Annotated in this window: 24 protein-coding genes; 5 read left to right on the top strand and 19 right to left on the bottom strand. The window is 63.4% G+C overall.

All coding sequences use genetic code 11. The features are described 5' to 3' along the window. Positions 1–283 precede the first annotated feature (283 nt). Complete coding sequence (locus tag KUL25_RS07195) at positions 284–970, top strand: VPLPA-CTERM sorting domain-containing protein (protein WP_257892322.1); 687 nt, start codon at positions 284–286, stop codon at positions 968–970. Positions 971–1,062: 92 nt separating this feature from the next. Here KUL25_RS07195 and KUL25_RS07190 read toward each other — a convergent pair whose 3' ends face one another. The 7 genes from KUL25_RS07190 to KUL25_RS07160 all read right to left on the bottom strand — a co-directional run bounded on the left by KUL25_RS07190 (position 1,063) and on the right by KUL25_RS07160 (position 6,306). Then, entirely contained in the window at positions 1,063–1,656 is a 594-nt protein-coding gene (locus KUL25_RS07190; protein WP_257892321.1) for a DedA family protein, read from the bottom strand. Beyond that, a complete protein-coding gene (locus KUL25_RS07185) occupies positions 1,653–2,003 on the bottom strand; it encodes a hypothetical protein (protein ID WP_257892320.1) in 351 nt (116 codons plus the stop codon). The genes KUL25_RS07190 and KUL25_RS07185 overlap by 4 nt, the downstream gene beginning before the upstream one ends. Further along, on the bottom strand, positions 2,000–3,184 hold the full coding sequence (locus KUL25_RS07180; RefSeq protein WP_257892319.1) for a vWA domain-containing protein: 1,185 nt from the start codon (positions 3,182–3,184) through the stop codon (positions 2,000–2,002). The genes KUL25_RS07185 and KUL25_RS07180 overlap by 4 nt, the downstream gene beginning before the upstream one ends. Positions 3,185–3,317: 133 nt before the next feature. Then, positions 3,318–3,482, bottom strand: coding sequence for a hypothetical protein (locus tag KUL25_RS07175; protein ID WP_201178835.1), 165 nt, complete (start codon positions 3,480–3,482; stop codon positions 3,318–3,320). A 12-nt stretch (positions 3,483–3,494) separates the two neighbouring features. Next, complete coding sequence (locus KUL25_RS07170) at positions 3,495–4,862, bottom strand: DUF2927 domain-containing protein (RefSeq protein ID WP_257892318.1); 1,368 nt, start codon at positions 4,860–4,862, stop codon at positions 3,495–3,497. A gap of 11 nt (positions 4,863–4,873) precedes the next feature. Continuing rightward, positions 4,874–5,323, bottom strand: a complete 450-nt coding sequence (locus tag KUL25_RS07165) for a GNAT family N-acetyltransferase (RefSeq protein WP_257892317.1) — start codon at positions 5,321–5,323, stop codon at positions 4,874–4,876. 113 nt (positions 5,324–5,436) lie between these two features. Beyond that, complete coding sequence (locus tag KUL25_RS07160) at positions 5,437–6,306, bottom strand: AAA family ATPase (protein WP_257892316.1); 870 nt, start codon at positions 6,304–6,306, stop codon at positions 5,437–5,439. Between the two features lie 130 nt (positions 6,307–6,436). Between KUL25_RS07160 and dksA the strand changes: the two genes are divergently transcribed. Beyond that, on the top strand, positions 6,437–6,859 hold the full coding sequence (gene dksA, locus KUL25_RS07155) for an RNA polymerase-binding protein DksA (RefSeq protein ID WP_068353968.1): 423 nt from the start codon (positions 6,437–6,439) through the stop codon (positions 6,857–6,859). A gap of 143 nt (positions 6,860–7,002) precedes the next feature. After that, positions 7,003–8,157 carry an FAD-dependent monooxygenase gene (locus KUL25_RS07150; protein ID WP_257892315.1) on the top strand — a complete coding sequence of 385 codons (1,155 nt, stop codon included), beginning with the start codon at positions 7,003–7,005 and terminating at the stop codon, positions 8,155–8,157. A 37-nt stretch (positions 8,158–8,194) separates the two neighbouring features. Here the strand turns inward: KUL25_RS07150 and KUL25_RS07145 are convergent, their stop codons facing one another. The 7 genes from KUL25_RS07145 to KUL25_RS07115 form a co-directional block, all read right to left on the bottom strand. Beyond that, complete coding sequence (locus tag KUL25_RS07145; protein WP_257892314.1) at positions 8,195–8,935, bottom strand: proteasome-type protease; 741 nt, start codon at positions 8,933–8,935, stop codon at positions 8,195–8,197. Positions 8,936–8,988: 53 nt separating this feature from the next. Beyond that, positions 8,989–9,810 carry a transglutaminase family protein gene (locus KUL25_RS07140; RefSeq protein ID WP_257892313.1) on the bottom strand — a complete coding sequence of 274 codons (822 nt, stop codon included), beginning with the start codon at positions 9,808–9,810 and terminating at the stop codon, positions 8,989–8,991. A 6-nt stretch (positions 9,811–9,816) separates the two neighbouring features. After that, entirely contained in the window at positions 9,817–10,758 is a 942-nt protein-coding gene (locus tag KUL25_RS07135) for an alpha-E domain-containing protein (protein WP_257892312.1), read from the bottom strand. A 4-nt stretch (positions 10,759–10,762) separates the two neighbouring features. Further along, positions 10,763–12,190 (bottom strand): circularly permuted type 2 ATP-grasp protein, encoded by a 1,428-nt coding sequence (locus KUL25_RS07130; protein WP_257892311.1) that lies wholly within the window; start codon positions 12,188–12,190, stop codon positions 10,763–10,765. A gap of 107 nt (positions 12,191–12,297) precedes the next feature. After that, entirely contained in the window at positions 12,298–12,741 is a 444-nt protein-coding gene (gene dtd, locus KUL25_RS07125; RefSeq protein WP_257892310.1) for a D-aminoacyl-tRNA deacylase, read from the bottom strand. Then, the gene (locus KUL25_RS07120; RefSeq protein WP_257892309.1) at positions 12,738–13,667 is read right to left on the bottom strand and encodes a carbohydrate kinase family protein; all 930 of its coding nucleotides are present in this window, start codon (positions 13,665–13,667) and stop codon (positions 12,738–12,740) included. The genes dtd and KUL25_RS07120 overlap by 4 nt, the downstream gene beginning before the upstream one ends. Positions 13,668–13,848: 181 nt before the next feature. Continuing rightward, positions 13,849–14,976, bottom strand: a complete 1,128-nt coding sequence (locus KUL25_RS07115) for a TFIIB-type zinc finger domain-containing protein (protein ID WP_257892308.1) — start codon at positions 14,974–14,976, stop codon at positions 13,849–13,851. Positions 14,977–15,373: 397 nt separating this feature from the next. Here KUL25_RS07115 and KUL25_RS07110 point away from each other — a divergent pair, with 397 nt between their 5' ends. Together KUL25_RS07110 and KUL25_RS07105 are read left to right on the top strand one after the other, a co-directional pair. Beyond that, positions 15,374–16,153, top strand: a complete 780-nt coding sequence (locus KUL25_RS07110) for a gamma-glutamyl-gamma-aminobutyrate hydrolase family protein (protein WP_257892307.1) — start codon at positions 15,374–15,376, stop codon at positions 16,151–16,153. Positions 16,154–16,410: 257 nt separating this feature from the next. Then, complete coding sequence (locus tag KUL25_RS07105) at positions 16,411–17,019, top strand: LCCL domain-containing protein (protein ID WP_257892306.1); 609 nt, start codon at positions 16,411–16,413, stop codon at positions 17,017–17,019. Between the two features lie 18 nt (positions 17,020–17,037). On the opposite strand, the gene KUL25_RS07100 is transcribed toward KUL25_RS07105, so the two are convergent. The 5 genes from KUL25_RS07100 to KUL25_RS07080 form a co-directional block, all read right to left on the bottom strand. Continuing rightward, the gene (locus KUL25_RS07100) at positions 17,038–17,220 is read right to left on the bottom strand and encodes a hypothetical protein (protein WP_257892305.1); all 183 of its coding nucleotides are present in this window, start codon (positions 17,218–17,220) and stop codon (positions 17,038–17,040) included. A gap of 98 nt (positions 17,221–17,318) precedes the next feature. Next, complete coding sequence (locus KUL25_RS07095) at positions 17,319–18,917, bottom strand: ATP-dependent DNA ligase (protein WP_257892304.1); 1,599 nt, start codon at positions 18,915–18,917, stop codon at positions 17,319–17,321. Further along, positions 18,914–19,792: an alpha/beta hydrolase gene (locus KUL25_RS07090; RefSeq protein WP_257892303.1), complete on the bottom strand. Its 879-nt coding sequence runs from the start codon at positions 19,790–19,792 to the stop codon at positions 18,914–18,916. Before KUL25_RS07090 ends, KUL25_RS07095 begins: the two co-directional genes overlap by 4 nt. Beyond that, a complete protein-coding gene (locus KUL25_RS07085; protein ID WP_257892302.1) occupies positions 19,789–20,796 on the bottom strand; it encodes a ligase-associated DNA damage response exonuclease in 1,008 nt (335 codons plus the stop codon). The genes KUL25_RS07090 and KUL25_RS07085 overlap by 4 nt, the downstream gene beginning before the upstream one ends. Positions 20,797–20,844: 48 nt before the next feature. Next, the gene (locus KUL25_RS07080) at positions 20,845–21,930 is read right to left on the bottom strand and encodes a FliG C-terminal domain-containing protein (RefSeq protein WP_257892301.1); all 1,086 of its coding nucleotides are present in this window, start codon (positions 21,928–21,930) and stop codon (positions 20,845–20,847) included. Positions 21,931–22,078 lie beyond the last annotated feature (148 nt).

The following is a 22,078-nucleotide window of genomic DNA, read 5'->3' as shown; positions in this document are numbered from 1 at the left end:
ACGTGATGGGACGAATGCGTGATTTTCCAAGGGTTTGGCCGATTCGGATCAAATCGTGCCGACATCAGGTTCGAATTGCGGCCCCTTTGCTTCGAAAACCAACTGTTGCGCCCTAAGAAACCTTCAAAGAAATAAGCGTTAACAGAAGTTTAGCAGCCCGACGCGACCCCGGCAGATCAAGATTGTGATATTTGTTTGGCGTTCGAAGGGCAGCATCTGTTAACTTATCGTTAATGGTGTCTGCAAACACCGTAAAATTGATTTGTTTCTGGGGTATCTTTTGATGCGTAATGTAAAATTATTTGCCGCGGCTGCTGTCGCTGCGGCGACTATCGGCACAGCTGCCAGTGCCACGTCTGTCACGCTGGAATATGGAACGCCTCTTTTCGCGGCGACACCGGCAGAAGTGGTCACGATCACCGCGCCCTCCGCTGCCACGGGTAGCTATTATGCCGGTGGTTTCAATCTGTCCGCTGACGGTGGGACGACAACCTTCGTGTCCTGGTGCATCGATATTTTCGACAACCTGACAAATGGCGATTCCTATTCGGTAGAAGCCACCGCGCCGCAGGTTTCCAGCACGGAACAGAACTGGCTGTCGGAGCTGTTCGACGACGTTGCCAATCCCGTTGCAAACGCGATCCAATCCGCCGCTTTCCAGCTCGCGATCTGGGAAATCGTCTTTGAGGGCGCAACTGCGGAAGGGGATCTGGACGTCACGAACGGCGCATTCGCGGCGACGGCCAACGCTTCGGTGCTGACCACGGCGAATGCATTCCTTGCCGACCTTAGCGGCAAGGGTGGTCTGACGAACTTCACCTTCTTGCTGAGCGAAAACGGCGGTCAGGATCAGCTGACGACACGCGGCAATCCAAGCTTGCCGCCAGTGCCGCTGCCGGCCGGTGGTTTGCTTCTGCTCGGGGGGCTCGGTGCTCTGGCCATCGCGCGTCGCAAGCGCAAGTCCGCGTAACGCAAGCCTCTAGAACTCCGAAAACAAGAAGCCGCGGTCGTATGTGACCGCGGCTTTTTCGTGGTCGCACCGCAGCCGCAGGCGCGGCGTTTCTATTTCGCAGGTTTGATCCGACCGATCAGCGCAAACCCGAGTGCAACCGTGATCAGCCCCGCCACAAGGAACCCCGAGGCATTGCCCAACAGCATGGACAGATCGTCGATGTGGTCGCCGAACGCATAGCCGAGGCCCAGGTAGAAGCTGACCCAGATCGCCTCTCCGGCCATGTCGAAGACCGCATAACGCGCCCATGGCATGCGGATACTGCCGGCGACGAAATTCACGTAAGGCCCCAATGGCGCGAAAAGCCAGGTAGAGAAAAACACGCCAAGGCCATCGTAGCCCGCCAGCGAGGCCTCGGCACGAGCGATCACCTTGGCGCGGGACGGCGCGCGGGCCAGCCGCGCGATCACCCGGGCGCCGCCGGTGCGGCCGATCAGAAAGCCGGTGTTGTCGCCCAGAACCGCGGCCCCCCAGGCCGCCATCCAGATTGCCGCAAACGTCAGGTCGCCCGCCGCAACAAAGGCCCCCGCCGACAGCATCACGAGGGAGGTGGGGATGGGTACCAGCAGGCATGACAGAAAAGCGCAGATCGCGACGATCAACGCTCCATAGGCCGATACCAGCGACAGAACCGTTTCGGTCATGGCTGCGCGTTTCGGTAAGATTGGATCGCAGCCTCGATCTGTTCGATCAAGGTGGCCAATGGCACGCCGCGCGCGGACGCGATTTCTTCAAGGCGATGCGGGCGTCCGGGGCTGGGGTCTTGGCCGATCGCCGCGATCATCACTTCCCGCGGGACATCCCACGACATGGCGATATAGCCCGGCGACATCCAGCCCGCGATATCCTGGTCGATATGGCGCGGGTCGGCCCAGTAGATCGCGCTCATGGTCATCCGGGTGCCGAAATAGAGCGTCAGGGCCAAAGCCAAAGCAAAGGCGGACATCAGCCAAGGGGCCTTGCGCCACGCGGCGCGCAGGCGCGCGATCACCGCCCCAACTCGCGCATCCCGCGATCGATGCCTTCCAGCGTCATCGGCACCATGCGGCCCTCGAAGATCTCGTCGATCATCTGGGTGGACTGGGTGTAGCGCCAGTGTTTCTCGGGCGTCGGGTTGATCCACATGTGATCGGGCCATTGGGTGCGGGCGCGTTGCAACCAGGTGCTGCCCGGCTCTTCATTCCAATGCTCGTTCGCACCACCGGCAAAGGCGATCTCGTAGGGGGACATGGCCGCGTCGCCAACGAAGATGCATTTGTAGTCCGACCCGTAGGTATTCATGACCTCGAAGGTGGGGATGGTTTCCGTCCACCGACGGCGGTTGTCGCGCCAGACGGCCTCGTAAAGGCAGTTGTGGAAATAGTAATATTCGAGGTGCTTGAACTCGGCCTTGGCGGCGCTGAACAGCTCTTCCACCACTTTCACGTGGTCGTCCATCGACCCGCCCACATCCAGAAACAGGATCACCTTGACCGCGTTGCGCCGCTCGGGCCGCGTTTTCACATCCAGCCAGCCCTGTTCCGCGGTGGCGCGGATGGTGCCGTCAAGGTCCAGCTCTTCCGCTGCGCCGTGCCGCGCCCATTGGCGCAGGCGCTTGAGGGCCACCTTGATGTTGCGCGTGCCCAGTTCGACATCGCCGTCGAGGTTGCGGAAATCACGCTTGTCCCAGACCTTCACCGCGCGGCGGTGGCGCGAGGTGTCCTGGCCGATGCGCACGCCTTCAGGATTGTAGCCATAGGCCCCGAACGGAGATGTCCCCGCCGTCCCGATCCATTTGGAGCCGCCCTGATGCCGCCCCTCCTGTTCCTTGAGCCGTTCGCGCAGGGTCTCCATCAGCTTGTCGAAGCCGCCGAGCGCCTCGATCTCGGCGCGTTCCTCCGCGCTCAGATGCTTTTCAACGAGCTTTTCCAGCCATTCGCGGGGGATCTCGGTGGCTTCCAGCACGTCCTCGGCTGAAATCGCCTCCAGGCCGCCGAAGGCATGGGCGAAGGCCTGGTCGAAACGGTCCAGGTGGCGTTCGTCCTTCACCATCGCGGCGCGCGCTAGGTAGTAGAAGCCGTCGATGTCATAGGTCACAAGACCCTTCGAGACACCCTCCAGAAAGGCCAGGTATTCCCTTAGGGATACCGGGATGCGGGCAGCGCGCAGGGTTTGGAAGAAGGGCAGGAACATGGTCCCTGTCTAGCGCAAAGAGCCGGGCGCGGAAAAGCGAATATCAGGCCAGGTGCTCAAGCTTGAGCACACCCATTAAGACACTGAAATAACAAGATAATCGAAATTTCGTCAACCAAATATTAACGAAATGTCAGCCCGGCGGCGGAAGGATAAACATCGCGAGCGTGCCCATGAGAAACCCGATAATCGCGAAAACGGCGCCGTATTGCAGCAGGTCCAGCCGATTGCCGCCGCGCCGCCACGCGTAAGCCAAGCCGACCAGAACGCCCAGACCCCCGCCAATGAAGTTCAGCATATTGCCCCCAAATTACCGGCCGGGCGACAGCGCCGCGACTTCCGTCAACCGCGCACCGACGGCCGCGTTCGAGCCGAAGCCATAGCGACCCCAGGCCAGGCTATCAAGCCGGACGCTGCGTGCCTCGGATGCGCGGCCCACATCGTCCAGCGCTTCGGCGCGGATCATCAGAAGCGTCGACATGAGCGATGCATTCTGCGCGCGGGTGGCGGCGGGCAGGGCGCGTTCGGTCAGGCGCAGCGCCTCGGTCGTGCGGCCCGCTGACAGGGCGAAGGCGGCCAGTTGCATATCCACATGGGCCGATTGGATGCCGCCGGGTGCGGTCCGCTCGAAGATGGTGGAGGCCGATTGGAACGCCTCGATCGAGGTTTCGACGTCGCGCGACAGCGTCAGGCGCCCCAGCGCGAAATAACTGAAGGCCAGCCGCGTGTCGGTCCATTGTTGCTGCCGCGCGATGCGCAGGGCGCGCTCGGCCGCGGTGATGCGGGCCTCATCGCCCGCGCCCGGCCCAAGGGCGGCCTCGATTGCGGTGATCCAGGTGCGCGGGGTCTCGGACCCGCGCCCGCCGTTGGCCACGCCGCCGCGCGGGTTGATCCGGGACAGGATGCCGGGCAGGGCGCTGGCGACCTGCGCGCGGGTCATGCCCGATTGCAGGCCATCGTCGTAATAGGCGCGCAGCACGAGCATGTCGAAACCGGTCAGCACGGCGTTGAAATTGTCGTCGTTGAACACCGAATCCGACAGGCGATAGAGGTCATTGAGGGGGCCGAGGGCCTGGGCGATTTCCTCGTGCAGGCAATCGCGCACCTCTTGCGGTGACACGTCGGAGGGGATGAAGACGGCGACCTGCTCGCGGGTCTCCAAGGTTGTCCAATCCAGCGCCCGGCCCGCGCGCGCGCGGCGGAACTCGGCCCAGGAACTGACGCGGGGCACCACGAAACAAGCCGCCTGCGGGACCACGCGCTGCATCCGCGCGCGGGGCATCGTCTCGATCGTGATCGACGCGCCGCCCGATCCCGTGCGCGTGATGTCGATGTCCGCCTCATTGCGCAACCGGGCCAGCAACTGGTCGAGGTCCGCGTTCAGCGAGGCGGGCGCGCCTGAGGCCACGGCCACGGTGATCGGCCCTTCGAAGCGGCTGATACGATCAATCGCGCGGCCCGATTCCATCTGAAAGCTGAGGTCCAGAAAATCAGCCGCGATAGAGGTGTTGGAGCGCGCAGGCGCCGCCACGCGGGCCGCGCCGAAGGTGTTCATCGCAGGCAGCGTGCCGGTCAGTTGCGCCGAGGCGCGCGCGGGCACATCGGTGCCCACAGACGGCGTGCAGGCGGCAAGGACAAGGGCGACAGCAGGCGCCAGGAGGGTCAGGGTGCGGGACAAAAACTGGGCTTTCAGGTTCGAGAATATTTCATGAAATCAGTGGGATGCGCGATACGATCGTAAAGCGTGCGCGCGGTGGCGTTGCTGCGCTGGGTCATCCAGTAGACGGTGCCGCGCCCATGGGCATCGGCATCGTGGTAAACGGTTTCGATCAGCGCGCGCCCCAGCCCGCAGCCGCGCATCTGGGGCGCGGCATAGAGGTCTTGCAGATAGGTCACCCGCTCGCTCCGCCAGGTGTGGCCATGCACGACGATGTGGACGAATCCCACCAAAGCGCCGTCGTGTTCGGCGACCCAGCCTTGCAGGTCTTCCACGCCCTCGTCGATCAGCCGCGCAAACAGCAGATCATCATGATCCTGCGCGATGTCCGCGCCATAAAAATCAAGGTATCCACGCCAAAGGACGCCCCATTGGGACCGGTCCAGCGCGCCCGGGGGGCGAATGGAGAACGACGTCGTCAAGGCGGCTTTTCCTTGCGCTGGAAGTGAAGCTTCAGGGGTAATCTGCCTAGAGATTATGGCAGGATTCAGGCACTTCGAAAGGCCCCCTTGCGCCAGCGGCGGCGAATGACCGCCTACCGTTGCCCGCGCGCCATAAAGGCGAGGCGCTCGAACAGGGCCACGTCCTGCTCATTCTTCAACAGCGCCCCATGCAGCTTGGGCAGCGCGCTGGCCCCGTCGCGCCGCAGATCCTCGGGCTGCAAATCCTCTGCCAACAAGAGCTTCAACCAATCCAGCACTTCCGACGTGGAGGGCTTCTTCTTCAACCCTTGCTGATCGCGAACCTCGTAGAATTGCGTCAGCGCGGTGCTTAGAAGCGCGGGTTTGATGCCGGGGTGATGGACCTCGACGATCTTTTTCATCACCTCGATGTCGGGGAAGCGGATGTAGTGGAAAAAACAGCGGCGCAGGAAGGCGTCGGGAAGCTCTTTTTCGTTGTTCGACGTGATGATGACGATGGGGCGGACCTGGGCTTTCACCGTCTCACCGGTTTCGTAGACGAAGAATTCCATCCGATCGAGCTCTTGCAGCAGGTCGTTGGGGAACTCGATATCGGCCTTGTCGATCTCATCGATCAGGAGCACGCATTTATCGTCGCGCGCGAAGGCCTGCCAGAGTTTGCCCTTGCGGATGTAGTTGTTAACGTCGTTAACCTTTTCGTCCCCCAACTGGCTGTCGCGCAGGCGTGAGACCGCGTCATATTCATAAAGGCCCTGCTGCGCCCGCGTCGTGGACTTGATGTGCCATTCGATGATCGGCAGACCCAGCGCCCCGGCGACCTGGCGTGCCAGTTCGGTCTTGCCGGTGCCGGGCTCACCCTTGACCAGCAGGGGCCGCTCCAGCGTCACGGCGGCGTTGACCGCCACTGTCAGGTCCTGGGTCGCAACATAATCGGCGGTGCCGTCAAATCTTAGCAAGGGATGCATCCTAATAAGTATGGTCATCAAATTGGCTACATCACGCAGTATCTAGGTGACAAGGCATCTTGGGAGGTGTAATCGACCGCCACGGGGTCACATGGACTGGCAAAGGTTGGACACCATGAACGATACAAGCCCCACCGAGGGGAGCACGATGAAAACAGAAGTTTTCCTGCCGGATGACTATCGTCCCGTCGAGGACGAACCATTCATGAATGAGCGTCAGGTGGAGTACTTCCGCCGCAAGCTGTTGAACTGGCGCGAAGAGTTGCTGGACGAAAGCCGCTCGACCGTTACCACGCTGCAAGATGGAACGCGCAACATCCCGGACGTCGCGGATCGCGCGTCCGAGGAAACGGACCGCGCGCTGGAGTTGCGCACGCGGGACCGTCAGCGCAAGCTGATCGCCAAGATCGACCAGGCGCTGCGGCGCGTGGAAGAGGGCGAATTCGGCTACTGCGACGTGACCGGAGAGCCGATTTCGCTGAAGCGTCTGGATGCCCGCCCGATCGCGACGATGACGCTGGAGGCGCAGGAACGCCACGAGCGCCGCGAAAAGGTTCACCGCGACGACTGACGCGCGCGGCGAGGCCTGCGAAACAGGTCGTCGACCGACGCCTGCGGGGATCGACGGGCCTGTTCAGCGACAACTGGCCGCTTGGTCTTTTGGATACGGAAAGGGCACCCATCGCGGGTGCCCTTTTGCTTGAGAGAGGTAAGATGCTGATAGGCAAGGACGTGACCGTGATCGGCGGTGGCATTGGCGGCTTGGCGGCCGCCTTGGCCTGTGCGCGCCACGGCGCTGTCGTGACGGTTTTGGAGCGGGCAGAGGCGATCCGCGAGGTCGGCGCGGGGCTTCAGATCTCGCCCAACGGGTGGGTGGTCTTGCAGGCGCTGGGGCTGGACGCGGAGGTTGCGGCAAATGCCACCCGTGGCCAGGCGGTGCGCCTGCGTGATTTCCGGCGCGGGACCGAGGTGTTTTCCATGCCGCTGCGCGATCCGTTCCACTTCGTCCACCGCGCGGACCTGATCGACACGCTTCACGATGCCGCCCTGGGCGCGGGCGTGAAGATCCGCCTGGGCGTGCAGGTCACGGAGGTCGAGGCGCGCGCGCACGAGGTGCAACTGACCTTGGCTGATGGCACGCAAGAGGTCCACGGCCTGACCATCGCCGCCGATGGCTTGCATTCCGCCGGGCGCGCGCACCTCAATCCCCGCTCCAAGCCGTTTTTCACCGGGCAAGTCGCCTGGCGCGCGTTGGTGCCCACAAGCGCGGCCCTCGCGCCCGAGGCCCACGTCTTCATGGGGCCGGGCCGCCACCTTGTCCGCTACCCCCTGCGGGGCGGCGCGCTGACCAATATCGTTGCCGTGGAAGAGCGTGACGCCTGGGCGCCCGAGGATTGGATGCTGACCGATGATCCGCGCAATCTGCGCGCCGCATTCATCGACTTCTGCCCCGAAATCAAGACGTTACTGGACGACGTTGAACGCCCCAACCTTTGGGGCCTGTGCCGCCATCCGGTGGCCGCGCAATGGGTCAACGGCCCGCTTGCCCTTCTGGGTGACGCCGCGCATCCGACGCTGCCGTTTCTGGCGCAAGGGGCCAATCTGGCCCTAGAGGATGCGTGGGTGCTGGCCGAATGCCTGGCCGGGATCCCCGATACGGGCGAGGCGTTGCACACCTATCAATCGGCCCGCAAATCCCGCAGCGCCCGGATCGTGGAGGCGGCCAACGAGAACGCCACCAACTACCACCTGCGCCCCGGACCCTACCGTTTTGCCGCCCATACCGCCCTGCGTGCGGCGGCCCGTGTGGCCCCCCATGCGGTCACGAACCGCTTCAATTGGATCTACCAACACGACGTCACAGGCTAGTTTGTTCTGTAAGATGCGGGGGCGGAGACGGTGCGCGTCAGTCCAGCGAGTAATCGGGCAGGTTGTCAAAAGCCTCGCGCAGTTTCTCACCCCAACCGCTTGAGACTTTGGCGAAAAACGGATCATCGGGCTCGATCCGGCGGCGCAGGCCGTGGCGTAGCGTGTCAGCCTCGTAAAGGTGCAGATCCAGCGGCATGCCGACGCTGAGGTTCGCCTTCAGGGTTGAATCGAAACTGACCATCAACAGCTTCACGGCCTCTTCGAACCGCAGCGCCGGATCATATGCACGCACGATGATGGGCTTGCCGTATTTCGCCTCGCCGATCTGGAAGAAGGGGGTGTCGGTGCTGGCCTCCACGAAGTTGCCTTCGGGATAAATGTGGAACATCCGCGTCTCGCCGCCACGGACCTGGCCGCCAAGGATCATCGAGGCGCCGAATGCGCGTTCTGCCGTTTGGCCGCTTTGGCCTGTCTGATCTGCGATCACCTCGCGCAGCGTCTCTCCGACCAGTTTGGCGACCTGGAACATCGAGGGGGCCTCGACAATCGACAGCGTGCCGCGATCCTCTGCCGCGATGGAGCGCTCGTTGAGCAGGCTGACGACGGCTTGCGTCGTGGCCAGGTTGCCCGCCGTCATCAGCGTGATGGAGCGCTCGCCCGGCACTTCCCACTGAAACATCTTCTTGAACACCGAAATGTTGTCGACGCCCGCATTGGTGCGGGTGTCGGACATGAAAACCAGACCGCGATCCAGCTTCATCCCCACGCAATATGTCATCGCTTGTCGTCCCTTTGTTGCCCCAGATATGGGGCAAAGCCGTTAACGATGTCCTACTGCTGCGCGACCTGGATGTCGACAGACATCGCTTCGCCCGACGCACCGTAATGCAGCCCCGAAATCGGGGCCGCTTCGGAATAATCCAGCCCCGAGGCCACACGCACATAGCGCGGGTCGGGCGAATAGCCGTTGGAGACGTCGAACCCGACCCATCCGATGCCCGGCACATGGGCTTCGGCCCAGGCGTGGGAGGCGTCTTGATGGATGCGGTCGCTCATCATCAGGTAGCCCGAGATATAGCGTGCCGGGTAGCCCATCGCGCGGGCGGCCGTGATGAAGATATGGGCGTGATCCTGGCACACGCCGCCCCCGGCGGCCACGGCGCCTTCGGCATTCGTTTCGGCGCCGGTGGCACCGATGGTGTAGGGCACAGCGTCCAGAATGCGCGCCGAAAGCGCGTGCAGGCGGGGCAGATCGTCGGGCATTTCCTCGGCCAGGCCGTCAAGCAACGCCAGAACCAGCGGGCCCGCCGTGGTCAGCGCCGTGGTGCGCTGGAAGTACCATAGCGGCGCGAAGTGGCCGTTCTTGCCCACGATATGCGGCCCGACGACACCGGCGGTGTCCTCGACCGTGACCTGCCCCTCGCACAGCACGCGGATCTCGTGGGCGCCGTCGTCGAAAGAGACCAGCGCCACGTGGTTCTGGTGTTGGTCGCGAAACGTCGTCTCGACCCTGCCGCCCGTCACCTTCATGTTCCAATTCTGGACGGTTTGCAGGCCCGGATACGACGGCGGCGTCAGGCGGAGTTGTTGCAGGCCGTAGTGGGCGGGCTCGTCGAATTGGTAGGTGGTCGTATGAGAAATCGTTAACTGCATTAACTTCTACCCCAGGAACCTGTAATCACGCTCGATCTGAGCGCCAAGCGTTCCGATATCCGACAGGAAATCCGTCAGGAATTCGTGCAACCCATCTTGGAAGACGTCATCGATGGTGCCGTGTTTGAGCCGCGCCAACAGCACGTCCATCTGGTCATGGCAGGGATGACGCGCGCCGTAGTTCTCGGACAGATACTCAAGGTTGGACGCCATCTTCTTGACTGTGAAACGCAGGCTGCGCGGCATGCGCGTGTCGAAAATCAGGAAATCCGCGATGCCCTTGGGCGTGACATCGCCGCCCATCAACCACCTGTAGGAGCGGTGCGAGGCCACGGCGCGCAGGATCGTTTCCCACTGCACATTGTCGAGGTCCGAGCCCACTTGCGTCATCGAGGGCAGCAAAACGTAGTACTTCACGTCGAGGATCCGCGCCGTGTTGTCGGCACGCTCGATGAAGGTGCCCAGGCGGCAGAAATCAAAGATGTCCGTGCGCAGCATCGTGCCGTGCATGGCACCGCGCACCAGCGCCGAGTGTTGGCGGATCGTGGCGAGCGCGGCGGGCAGTTGCTTGGTCGATACAGGGTTTGCCAGCAGCTCCTTGATGTTCATGTAGGCGTCGTTGATCGCCTCCCAGACCTCTCGGGTCAGGGCGGTCCGGGTCAGGCGCGCGTTCTGGCGCGCCTCCGAGATCGAGGACAGGATCGACGACGGATTGGCGCGGTCGCGCAGAAGGAAATCGATGGCCTTGGTTTCTTCAACCTCGCCATAGAGCCCTTCGTAAAGCCCGCGCACTGCGGCGGTTTGCAGCACCGAGCGCCATTCATCGTCGGACCCATCGGGCCGCGTCAATGCGATCCGGAAGCCGGTTTCAATCAGGCGCGCCGTGTTCTCGGAACGCTCCAGATAACGGAAAAGCCAGTAAAGGCCGCCTGCGGTTTTGCCTAGCATGCCCCTAATCCTCCAAGACCCAAGTGTCTTTGGTGCCGCCGCCCTGGGAGGAGTTCACCACAAGGCTGCCCTCTTGCAGCGCGACCCGCGTCAGCCCGCCCGGCGTGATGGTGATCCGGTCCGGCGCCATCAACACGAAGGGCCGCAGGTCCACATGGCGCGGCGCAAGCCCCGCCTTGGTCAGGATCGGGCAGGTGGACAGCGCAAGCGTGGGCTGCGCGATGTAGTTGCCGGGATTGGCCACCAGCTTGGCGCGGAAGGCTTCGAGTTCCTTTTTCGACGCGGCAGGCCCCACCAGCATGCCATAGCCGCCCGAGCCGTGGACTTCTTTCACCACCAGCTCCGCCAGATGATCGAGCACGTATTTCAACGCCTCAGGCTCTGAGCAGCGGTGCGTCGGCACGTTCTGCAACAGAGCCTTCTCACCGGTATAGAACTCGATGATATCAGGCATGTAGCTATAAAGCGCCTTATCATCCGAGATCCCGGTGCCGGGCGCATTGGCGATCGTGATGCCGCCCGCGCGATAGACATCCATGATGCCAGGCACGCCCAACATGCTGTCGGGATTGAAATTCAACGGATCGAGGAAATCATCATCGACGCGGCGATAGAGCACGTCGATCGCCTTGTAGCCTTGGGTCGTGCGCATCGCAATGCGTCCGTCTTTCACCCGCAGGTCATGGCCTTCCACAAGCTCGACGCCCATCTGATCGGCGAGGAAAGCGTGCTCGAAATAGGCGGAGTTGTGAATGCCCGGCGTCAGCACCGCCACCGTGCAATCGCCGTCACAAGCGTTGGGCGCACAGGCCGCGAGCGATCGGCGCAGGTTGGCGGGATAATTCTGGACCGGGCGCACCTTGATGCGGCTGAAGAGGTCCGGGAACATCTGCAACATCGTCTCGCGGTTCTCCAGCATGTAGCTGACGCCTGACGGCGTGCGGGCGTTGTCCTCCAGCACGAAGAACTCATCCTCACCGGTGCGCACCAGATCAGTGCCGACGATGTGGGTGTAGATGCCGCCGGGCGGTGCCACGCCGATCATCTGCGGCAGGAAGGCGACATTGGCGTCGATCAATTCGCGCGGGACGCGGCCTGCGCGCAGGATCTCTTGGCGATGATAGATATCGTAGAGGAAGGCATTGATGGCGCGCACGCGCTGCTCGATCCCGCGGGTCAGGCGGGTCCATTCGCGTCCCGAGATAATGCGGGGCACGACATCGAAGGGGATCAGGCGTTCGTCGGCTTCGGTCTGCCCGTAGACGTTGAAGGTGATGCCGGTGCGGCGGAAAAACCCCTCCGCCTCGGCGGATTTGTTGCGCAAGTCGTCCAGGTCTTCGCCCTGGAACCACGCGTCATAGGGCGCGTAGGGTTCGCGTGCCTGGCTTGCGCCCCCGGTCATTTCATCGAAAAATTGGATCTGGTTGCTCATGGTTCCTCCGGGCGTATGACCCTAACAGATTGAGGAACGGACGAAAGGGCCAGCCTTTTGTGCAATATTCACAGGGCTTTGAGGGGGCGTTGCCCAATATTTGAGCGTTAGGCGTCGGTGTCCATCCAGATCGTGACCGGACCGTCATTGACCAGATGCACGTCCATATCGGCGCCAAACCGGCCGGTTTGCGTGGCGATGCCCGCGTCTTGCAGCCGTGCTGCGACGTGCAGGTAAAGCGCCTCGCCCTCGCGCGGCGCGGCGGCGGCGGAGAAACCGGGCCGGTTCCCACGAGAGGTATCGGCAGCCAGCGTGAACTGGCTGACGACCAGCGCGCCGCCCCCGGTGTCGCGCAGGGAAAGGTTCATCTTGCCCGCGTCGTCCTTGAAGATCCGCAACTTGGTGATCTTGGCGACCAGGCGGTCGGCCTGGGCCTCCGTGTCGCCTTGCATGGCGCACAGCAGGATCAGCAGGCCGGGACCGCATTGGCCGACGATAGCGCCGTCCACCTCGACGCGGGCCGCATGCACACGCTGAAGAAGTGCCCTCAACCCAGTTCATCCCGGCGCGGCGGGTTGGCGCCCGCCCGCGTCACCGTGATCGCCGAGGCTTGGACGCCAAGGGTCATGGCCGCGCGCAGCACGTCTTCTGGCAAGCCTTTGGCAATCATGGATTTATCCAGGGCGGCCGCGTCTTCCAGCCCGGCCAGAACACCCGCGTTGAACGTGTCGCCCGCACCAACGGTATCGACAACGCTGACGGCCTGGGCGGGCACGTGAATGTCTCCGCCCGCGTGGAACCCCGTCACGCCTGCCGCCCCTTGGGTGACAAGCACGATTTTCGGCCCCTTGGCGCGCAATTGCTCGGCCAGGATGGGCAAAGGTTCATCCCCCAGCAGCCAGCGCAGGTCTTCGTCCGAGGCCTTGATGATGTCGGTATGGGCCAGCATCAGGTCGAGCCGCGCGCGGAAGCGGGTTTCATCGGCGATGAAGCCGGGGCGGATGTTGGGATCGATCATCACCACGCGGCCCAGGTCATCGGCACGCGTGATCAGCGCGGCGTAGGCGTCGGCGCAGGGCTCGACCGCCAGGGAGATGCCGCCGAAGAAACACGCCTTGGCGGTTTCAGGAATGGCAGGCAGGTCGGCTTCTGTCAGCATCCGGCCTGCAGTGTTCTCGTCATAGAAGGCATAGCTGGCGTGGCCATCGGTAAGGGTCACGAAGGCCAGCGTCGTGGGCCGCGCGCTGCGGTGGGCAAGGGCGCTGCCGACACCATTGGCCATCAGGACACCCTCCAGACGTTCCCCGAAGAGGTCGGTGGAAAGGCCCGAAAAGAACTCGGTCCGGGTGCCAAGGCGCGACAAGGCCACCGCCGTGTTGAAGACCGAGCCGCCGGGATAGGGGGCGAAGGCCGCTTCATGGGCCTCGGTCTGGCGGGGCAGCATGTCGATCAGGGCTTCACCGGCGCACAGGATCATGGGGTCACTCCATCAGGGTTGCGGGAGTGTGTTAGCGCTCACGCGGGCTCAACGGAAGGGCTTTGATGCAAGTCCAGGCTCAAGGGGCCGCCGCACACGCAGCGCCGCGATCGGGGCAATGGGCCGGGCGGACCTGCTTTTGTACCCGGATTGAGGTCCCGGCGCGGACGCCGGTCAACGTCTATTGGTCCATGACCTCAAGGCCGTAGAACACCGCGCCTGCGATGATGATGGCGCCAAGAACGGCCAGCGCGATCTTGCCCCAGCTGTAGGGTCGTTCTCCCTGGACCTTGCCGGTCTGGGCGTTGACCACGAAGCGGAAGCTTTTGTCGCGGTACTTGTACGCGGCGATCCAGACGGGCAGCAGGATGTGCTTGAAAGTCACGTCGGACACATGGGTATCCATGTGATCGATCTTCTGGGCGTCGCCCCCGATGTCACGGCGGATGTCGCGTTTGATCTGCGCATCCATGATCTGGCGGGCCTCGTTCATGCCTTCATCAAGTTCGATCGTATAACCCTCTGCGCGGAAGCCGGACAGGAACTCGGGCTTGTATTCGGCCAGCGCGCTTAAATCCCAGGGGGCCAGCGCGTCCGTGTAGCGTTTGGGCAGAGACTTGGAGGCCAGCACCAGTATATCGTCGAAGAATCGTGCCACGCGGCCCGACTTGCGCGACCAGCGCATCCGGCGTTCTTGCTTGGGCTTGCCGTCGGGGCCCGTCACCGTGACGTAATAGGCCGTGCCCCGCTGGCCGCGATATGACGTCTTGGTATCCGCGTCATAGGTCCAATAGGGCACATAGATCCCATCGAGCGAGCTTTCCTTGCGGGCGTAATCTTTCAGCCCGTTGGGGGCAAACCACAGCTTGCCAAGCCAGTCGTTCATCGCTTTCTTGGCCTCACGCTCGGTCAGTTGGAACGGGATCAGGCCCTTGGGTTTGATGTGGCGGTGGGTGCCGGTGTCGGTCACCACGGGGGTGGCGCAGAAGGGGCATTCCTGGGAATGGGCCGCGCCATCGAATTGCACCTGTGCGCCGCACGAGGGGCAGGCCGAAACGCGGGTCTCTTCCATCTCGGCGGCCGCGAATTCGCCGCGCATTGCGGCGTCGAAATCGTTCTCCACCAGTTCTGTGCCACCGCCCCAGGGGCCGTTTTCCACTTCGATCGTTTCCTCGTTGCCGCAATGATCACAGATCATTTTGCCCTCGGACGGGGCATAACGCATGTCTGATCCGCAATTGGAGCAGGGGAAGCGATGCTCGTCTTCCGGGCGGGCGGTCTCGGGGGTGCTGTCGAAGGTATCGGACATGGAGGGGGCCTTCCGAAGAGCGAGTGTTGGCCGAAAAGTGAGTGTGGGCCGAAAAGTGAGTGTGGGCCAAAAGATGAGTGTTGACGCAGTTTCCTGCGAGATGCGGCTGGGATCAAGCAGGGAAATCCGTAAGTTGGCAGACGCGCGGGCGCGGTGCAGGCCCCTTGGTGCAAGTAAGCGCTTGGCGAGGGGCTGGCCGATCAACTGGATCGCGGTACCCCGTGGATGCCGCCCGCCCGGGTCATTCAGGAGGGCAGGTGCCGCGCGCCCGATGATCATCACAGGCGCACATTTTTTAATCATGTGCGCAGATGCGCGTCCCCGTGCGCGGCAAAGCGCCTTTTCCTTGGACAAAAGCGCCGCTAAGTTCGTTCCATTACAAAAGTCTGGACCCAACATGACTCGCCCTGTCATTGGCATTATCGGCAATCACCATCTGATCAACGATCAATACGCTACCCACGCGGGCGGCGTGATGAATTCGGAAGCGGTGGCCGAGGTCTCAAACGGGTTGCCGCTGATCGTGCCGTCCGATCCCGCCGTCGTGGATATTGAGGCGTTGCTGGCGACCTGTGCGGGCTTCGTCTTCACCGGAGGGCGCCCGAACGTGCACCCCGAGGAATACGGCGAAGATTACACCGAGGCCCATGGCACCATGGACCGCAACCGCGATGCGCTGACCCTGCCGCTGATCCGCGCCTGCGTCGAACGGGGCCAGCCGTTCCTTGGCCTGTGCCGGGGATTTCAGGAGGTCAACGTGGCGATGGGCGGATCGCTCTACCCGGAAATCCGCGACCTGCCGGGCCGGATGAACCACCGCATGCCCCCCGACGGTACGATCGAGGAAAAGTTTGAGCTGCGCCACGCCGTCACCTTTACCGAGGGCGGGCCGTTCCACCGGCTGATGGGCGCGCAAGAGGTGATGACCAACACGCTGCACGGCCAAGGCATCAAGCGGGCGGGCGCGCGCGTGATCATCGACGGCCACGCGCCCGACGGCACGCCCGAGGCGATCTATATCGCCGATGCGCCGGGCTTCACGCTGTCCGTTCAGTGGCACCCCGAATACCGTGCCGCCGAAGATCCGGTGTCGCGGCCGCTTTTCGCGGCATTCGGAGAGGCCGCGAGCGCCTGGGCGTCCGGCAAGCGCCCGGTGTCGGTCAGCGACGTGGCCTGAGGCCCCCAAACCGTCAATAATGCAAATTTTTGTTGTTTGCGCGCGCGGATCTCGGGCATGGTCTGTGCCATGGCGCGGGCCGCAATAGGCAATAGCTATTGACCTATAGGGAGCGCCCTGTTTGGCAATTATTGACCAACCGTTGGTTTTCACGCATAAAATTTGAAAGGCACCCCATGTTTTCAAGAACGCTCAAGACGACTACGGCCGCTTTTGTTCTGCTGTCTGGCCCGGCATTTGCAGACTGGAGCGCGAATTTGATTGCACGCGGTCTCGATACGCCGGGGGCTACGGGGCAGATTGAATGTCCGGCGAACGGATCTCTTTCGACGGTTTGGGGGACGGGGACCTATACCTCAGACAGCTCCATCTGTACCGCCGCGCTGCATTATGGCTGGATCACGCGTGAGGCCGGGGGCCTTGTCGGATTTCGGCAGGTCGCGGGCCTTGATAGCTACGAAGGAAGCAGTCAGAACGGTGTGACGACGCTGGATTACGGGTCGTGGAGCTCCAGCTTTCAGATCACATCCGCCGAGCCCCTCGGGTCGAATGCGGGGCAGGCGATCCAGATCACCTGGAGCGATGATGCGGACGCCATCGGCTACGGCGACCGCGTGGGTGAAAGCGTGACCGTGATCTGCCCGGCTGATCGTTTTGGGGCGGGCCAAGTCTGGGGAACGGATGTGTATTCCTCGGATAGCCCGATTTGCAACGCCGCCGTCCACCGGGGGCTGATGGTCGCCGCCGAAGGGGGAACCGTGACGATCCAGATCCAAGGCGAACAACAGGCGTTCACCGGATCGACGCGGAACGGGGTGAGCACATTTGACTATGGCGCCTGGCCGCGCAGCTACGTGTTCCCATAGGTCGCGGTGGCGCGCGCCTCAGGTCTGGCGTGCGCCGCGCAACTCCTTGATGTGCAAGCGAATGCTCTGCCACCGCTCCGCTTCCTTGCGGGCGCCATTGTCATTGGCGACTTTCGCCTTGCGCGCGGCCTCGTGCTCGGCGCGGTTGCCATGGGCGGCATAAAGCGCGTGTGCGTATTCAGTGATGCTTTGAGTCTGCATGGGCTGATCCTCCGACTGTTTCCGATCGTGATCTTGCCCCACTATCCTACCACACTTTGGTGGTTTTGCCGAGGACTTGCGACGCCCCCCAACAGCGATCAGCCATATTGTGCCAACATCGCGTTCAGATCGTCCAATGTGTTGGCCTCTTCCAGGGGCTTGTCCCGGCGCCACCGCAACATGCGTGGGAACCGCAGGGCGACGCCTGATTTGTGTCGTGGCGAGGCCTGGATGCCCTCGAACGCGATCTCGAACACGTGGTGCGGCGTCACTTGCCGCACAGGGCCGAAGCGGTCCGTGGTGTTCTTGCGCACCCAGGCCGTGATCTCGCGGAATTCCTTGTCCGTCAGGCCGGAATAGGCCTTGGTGAAAGGGACCAGATCGGGGCCGTTCCAGACCGCGAAGGTGAAATCGGTGTAGAGCGTCGCCCGCCGCCCCGAGCCCGCCTGGGCATAGATCATCACCGCATCAATGGTCAGTGGATCGACCTTCCACTTCCACCAATCGCCCTTCTTGCGCCCCGCGAGGTAGGGCGCAGAGAGCCGCTTGAGCATCAGCCCCTCTGCCCCGATCTCGCGGCTGATCGCGCGGGCATCGCGCAGATCGTCCCAGCTTTCGGCGGATACCTTGGGCGATAGCCGCAAGGGCGCATCGGGGGGCAGGGTGGCGATGGCGGATTCCAGGATCGCGCGGCGTGACGCCAGCGGTTCCTGCCGCAGGTCCTTGCCCTGCCATTCCAGCAGATCATAGGCCATCAGGATGCACGGCGCTTCCTTCAGCAGCTTCTTTGGCACCGTCTTGCGCCCGATGCGGGGCTGCAACTTGTTGAACGACAACGGCATCTCACGGGTCTGGTCGTAGGCCAGAACCTCCCCATCGATCACGGTGCCCTGTGGCAGGAAATCAACCAACTGCGCGAATTCCGGGAAGCGATCGGTCATCAACTCTTCCCCGCGCGACCACAGGTAGCGCTCGGCCTCGCGCAGGATCAACTGACCCCTTATGCCGTCCCACTTACGCTCGGCCAGCCAGTCCCCGACGGCCCCTTGATCCTCGGGGTCGCCCTCCAGTTGATAGGCGAGGTAGAACGGATAGGGGCGGCTGAGGTCTGCGGTCGGATCCGGCGCCTCGATCAGGCTTTCCCACGTGACGGTGTCGGGCGTCCAATCGCCCATCAGGCGGTGCGTCAGCTCGGCCTCTTCAATGCCCGTGGCCAGCGCCAGGGCCCGTGTCATCAGCTTTTGGCTGACCCCCATGCGCCAGCCGCCGGTAATCAACTTGTTGAAAACAAAGCGCTCTATCGGGGTAAGACCGTCCCATGCCTGTAGAATGGCGGCCTTGCGCGCGTCTTCTTCGGCCCTGTCGAGCCCGCGCAGGGTGGCAATCCAGCCGCTGAGGGTTTTCTCGACGCGGGTTTCGGGCGCGGGCAGGACCAGCGCAATGGTTTCAGAGAGGTCGCCGACGACGGGGTAGCAGGCCTCGAACAGCCACAGCGGGATGCCTGCGCGCTCTGCCGCCCATTCGCGCAGCTTGGTGGTGGTGATCGTCCGGCGCGGACGGCGGCCTGACAGAAGCGCGATGGTCCAGATGCGGTCGTCTTCCGGGGCCGTGCGGAAATAGTCGGCCAGCGCCGCCGTTTTCACGCTGGTCTTCGTGGTCTGGTCCAGCGTGGTGAAGAGCGTCGCAAAAGCCTTCATGCGTGCGCCTTGATGAAGGCCCCAAGCTCGGCGCAGGCCTGCGTTGCAGCGGGCGCGACACCGGCCTTGAGGTGCCAGACGTGGGGCAGACCGGGCCATATATCGAGCGTCGCGTCGTCCATGCGCGCGGCCAGCGCCTTGGCATCCTGGCTGAGCGCTTCCCCTTCGGCGGTGTGGATCAGGGTCGGTGGCAGCCCGCGAAGGTCACCCAACAGCGGACTGACGGCGGGCGAGGCCGGGTCGGTGTCGCGCAGATACGCCCGCTCGATCCGTTTCGCCCAGACGGCGGGGATCAGGTATTCGGACGCCGCCTGCGCAAACCGCGCTTCGAGATCGTCGGACAAATCCGCCACCGGCGCCATCAGCACCATGGCCTTGGGCAACGGCAGACCCGCGTCGCGGGCGCGCTGCATGGTCAGAAGCGCCAGGTTGCCGCCGGCGCTGTCGCCACCGATCGCCACGGGGACGGTGCCCGCCTCTACCAGAGCGCTGTAGGCCCCGAACACGGCATCGGGGGCGGCGGGAAAGGGATGCTCTGGCGCCAGCGGATAGCGCACGCAATAGGCCCGCAACCCGGCCGCGTGGACGATATGCGCGGCGACGGCGCGGTTTGTCGTGGGGCTGCCCAGAGTGAATCCGCCGCCGTGGATGTAGAAGAAAAGGCCTGCAGTTTCAGCGCCTTGTGGGGTGATGTGCAGCGTGCCGTCCGGGTCTTTTTGCAAGCGGCAGCCGCGGGGCAGCCGGTGCCACATGGGCGCGGTCGCCGCAAAAAGGAACCGCATCAGCTTCTGTGAAGAGACCGCCCAAAGCGTCGGCTTCTCAAGGATCCTGGCATAAAGGGTGAACACCCGGTCGAGGTTGGTCAGGACACTCATGCGGCGGTCTCCTCGGTCTCATCCAGGCTTTCGCCGCCGAACTCCGTCTCGACGATGCCCGCGTCATAGCCCTGCTCGGACAGCCATTTGGAGAATTGCGCCGTGTAGCCGTGGGTGACGAAGACGCGCTGCGCGCCGGTCTCGGCGATGGCGGCGTTCAGACCCTTCCAATCGGCATGGTCACTGACCACAAAGCCCCGATCCGCCGCGCGCCTGCGGCGGACTCCGCGCAGGCGCATCCAGCCCGAGGCGAACCCCGTCGAGACCGCGCCAAAGCGTTTCATCCAGGCCGACCCAAGGGCCGACGGGGGGGCAAGCACGATCGCGGTCGGGTGGCTTTTTGCGTCCATGCCGTCGACCACGGGGACGGTTTCGGGCAGGATCAGGCCTTGGCCGCGCAGGACCTTATTGGTGGCCTCCACGGCGCCGTGGGTCAGGATCGGGCCAATGGCAGGGTCCAGAAGCCGCATGATGCGTTGTGCTTTTCCCAACGCATAAACACCCAGGACGGCGCGCTTTCCGTCCGCGACGCAGGCGGCCCACCACGCGTTGAGATCATGGGCGAGGGCCTCTTGCGAGGGCCAGTCATAGATCGGCAGTCCAAAGGTGGATTCGGTGATGAAGGTGTCGCAACGGACCGGCTCGAACGGTTCGGACAGGCCGTCATCGATGGTCTTGTAATCGCCCGAGGCAACCCAGACCTCGCCCCCCACCTCGACGCGGATCTGGGCCGAGCCCGGCACGTGGCCCGCCGGGTGGAAGCTGATGCGCGCATCGCCGATCTGGTGCACGGTGCCATAGGCTGTCGTTTCCATCCGAATGTCGCCCAGACGGTGCCGGATCACGGGGGCCGAGCCTTCGGTCGCAAGATAGGCCCCATGGCCGGGGCGGGCGTGATCCGAGTGGCCGTGGGTGATCAGCGCCCGTGGCACAGGGCGCCATGGATCGATATAGGCATCGGCGGCGGGGCAGTAGATGCCCTTTTCGGTGAATTCCAGAACCATGCCCAGACCATAGCCCGCCGCAGGCCATCGGGCGAGGGGCGGGCACGCTTATTCCGGCGGCGGAAGCAGCTTCAGGTCCCCAGAGGCCTCCAGATCCCGGATCGTGCTGATCAATTCCGCCATGGCGGCTTCGCCTTCCTCGGCCTTCGGCGTGCACAGACCTTCGGCCTCGTTTCGCATCTGTTCGGCCAGGCGCTTCGACATGTTTTCCAACATGAATTCGACCGTCAGGGGGGCTGCGGTAAGCCCTGCGGCAAAGGCCACAATGATCGACTGCGCATCGGCCCGGCGGACGATGATCGGCACGTCGGGCGGGTCTACCCGCATCGGGATGTGGTTGAAGGAGAAGATGGATTTGCGCACTTCCTTCGCAAACGGCGCGTCGCGGGTATCCAACCCTTCGAGCAGCTTTTCGCGGGCCGCTTGCGGGGTCGAGTTCAGGATCGCACCGACCCGCTCGGCGGCCGTCTTGGCGAAGGCCGGCGGTGGGATCGCCTCCAGAACCTGGGCGATGTGCTCGCCAATCCGCTCGACCAGTTCGGGCGTGATTGATTCTGTCAGGGCCACCGTATGGGCCAGAATCTCTGCCCGATCCTCGGGAAGCTCCGACAACAGGGCCGACGCCTTCGCAACGGTCAGCTTGGACAGCAGAACCGCACCAACCTCGGCGCTTTCGCTGGCGAAAAGCGGGGCCAAACGCTCCACCGGTTGTTTCGCCACCCGCGCCCAGGGATCATTTCCTGCGCCCCGCTCAACGCCCGTCTTGAGAACGTTCAAGGCGTGTTCGCTCAGGTGCGGTTCCAGCAGTTCAAGGGTTTCGGTGAGGCCATCGGGGAAACTGAGGGCCAGATTATCGATCAGATCGGTGAACTCATGCACCACCGACGCAAGCGTCTTGCGGTCGATCGTTCCAAGCCCGGAGATGATGTGGGCAAGTCTGGTCTGATGATGCGGCGCAAGTCGCTGCACCCCCGGAGACACGCCTTGGCCCAACAGCAACCGCACGATCACGGCCGCCTTTTGTTGCGACCCCATTTGGCGGGGGGTCACATCTTTCATCGCGAAAGGGCTATCGTCGTCCGCATCCAGCGTTGCCGATGCAGAACCCAGATCAAAATCACGCAGCAAGCCCATGTCGACCCTTTCTTCGTCACCCAAAGGCAGGTGTAGGGCCAAAGCCTTAAGGAACGGTTAGGACACGGGGACTAACGCGTCGGTCATCAGATGGCCTGTGGACGTCGTGGGGGGCTGCGATCTGATTGAGCACACTGGCCCCCTAAAT

Source organism: Gymnodinialimonas phycosphaerae (assembly GCF_019195455.1).
GTDB lineage: Bacteria > Pseudomonadota > Alphaproteobacteria > Rhodobacterales > Rhodobacteraceae > Gymnodinialimonas > Gymnodinialimonas phycosphaerae.
This window is presented reverse-complemented; position numbering and strand designations above follow the sequence as displayed.

Coding starts and splice junctions, on each gene's coding strand:
- KUL25_RS07195 (WP_257892322.1), top strand. CDS start 284: ATGCGTAATGTAAAATTATTTGCCGCGGCTGCTGTCGCTGCGGCGACT.
- KUL25_RS07190 (WP_257892321.1), bottom strand. CDS start 1,656: ATGACCGAAACGGTTCTGTCGCTGGTATCGGCCTATGGAGCGTTGATC.
- KUL25_RS07180 (WP_257892319.1), bottom strand. CDS start 3,184: ATGTTCCTGCCCTTCTTCCAAACCCTGCGCGCTGCCCGCATCCCGGTA.
- KUL25_RS07175 (WP_201178835.1), bottom strand. CDS start 3,482: ATGCTGAACTTCATTGGCGGGGGTCTGGGCGTTCTGGTCGGCTTGGCT.
- KUL25_RS07160 (WP_257892316.1), bottom strand. CDS start 6,306: ATGACCATACTTATTAGGATGCATCCCTTGCTAAGATTTGACGGCACC.
- dksA (WP_068353968.1), top strand. CDS start 6,437: ATGAAAACAGAAGTTTTCCTGCCGGATGACTATCGTCCCGTCGAGGAC.
- KUL25_RS07150 (WP_257892315.1), top strand. CDS start 7,003: ATGCTGATAGGCAAGGACGTGACCGTGATCGGCGGTGGCATTGGCGGC.
- KUL25_RS07145 (WP_257892314.1), bottom strand. CDS start 8,935: ATGACATATTGCGTGGGGATGAAGCTGGATCGCGGTCTGGTTTTCATG.
- KUL25_RS07140 (WP_257892313.1), bottom strand. CDS start 9,810: ATGCAGTTAACGATTTCTCATACGACCACCTACCAATTCGACGAGCCC.
- KUL25_RS07135 (WP_257892312.1), bottom strand. CDS start 10,758: ATGCTAGGCAAAACCGCAGGCGGCCTTTACTGGCTTTTCCGTTATCTG.
- KUL25_RS07130 (WP_257892311.1), bottom strand. CDS start 12,190: ATGAGCAACCAGATCCAATTTTTCGATGAAATGACCGGGGGCGCAAGC.
- KUL25_RS07120 (WP_257892309.1), bottom strand. CDS start 13,667: ATGATCCTGTGCGCCGGTGAAGCCCTGATCGACATGCTGCCCCGCCAG.
- KUL25_RS07115 (WP_257892308.1), bottom strand. CDS start 14,976: ATGTCCGATACCTTCGACAGCACCCCCGAGACCGCCCGCCCGGAAGAC.
- KUL25_RS07110 (WP_257892307.1), top strand. CDS start 15,374: ATGACTCGCCCTGTCATTGGCATTATCGGCAATCACCATCTGATCAAC.
- KUL25_RS07100 (WP_257892305.1), bottom strand. CDS start 17,220: ATGCAGACTCAAAGCATCACTGAATACGCACACGCGCTTTATGCCGCC.
- KUL25_RS07095 (WP_257892304.1), bottom strand. CDS start 18,917: ATGAAGGCTTTTGCGACGCTCTTCACCACGCTGGACCAGACCACGAAG.
- KUL25_RS07090 (WP_257892303.1), bottom strand. CDS start 19,792: ATGAGTGTCCTGACCAACCTCGACCGGGTGTTCACCCTTTATGCCAGG.
- KUL25_RS07085 (WP_257892302.1), bottom strand. CDS start 20,796: ATGGTTCTGGAATTCACCGAAAAGGGCATCTACTGCCCCGCCGCCGAT.
- KUL25_RS07080 (WP_257892301.1), bottom strand. CDS start 21,930: ATGGGCTTGCTGCGTGATTTTGATCTGGGTTCTGCATCGGCAACGCTG.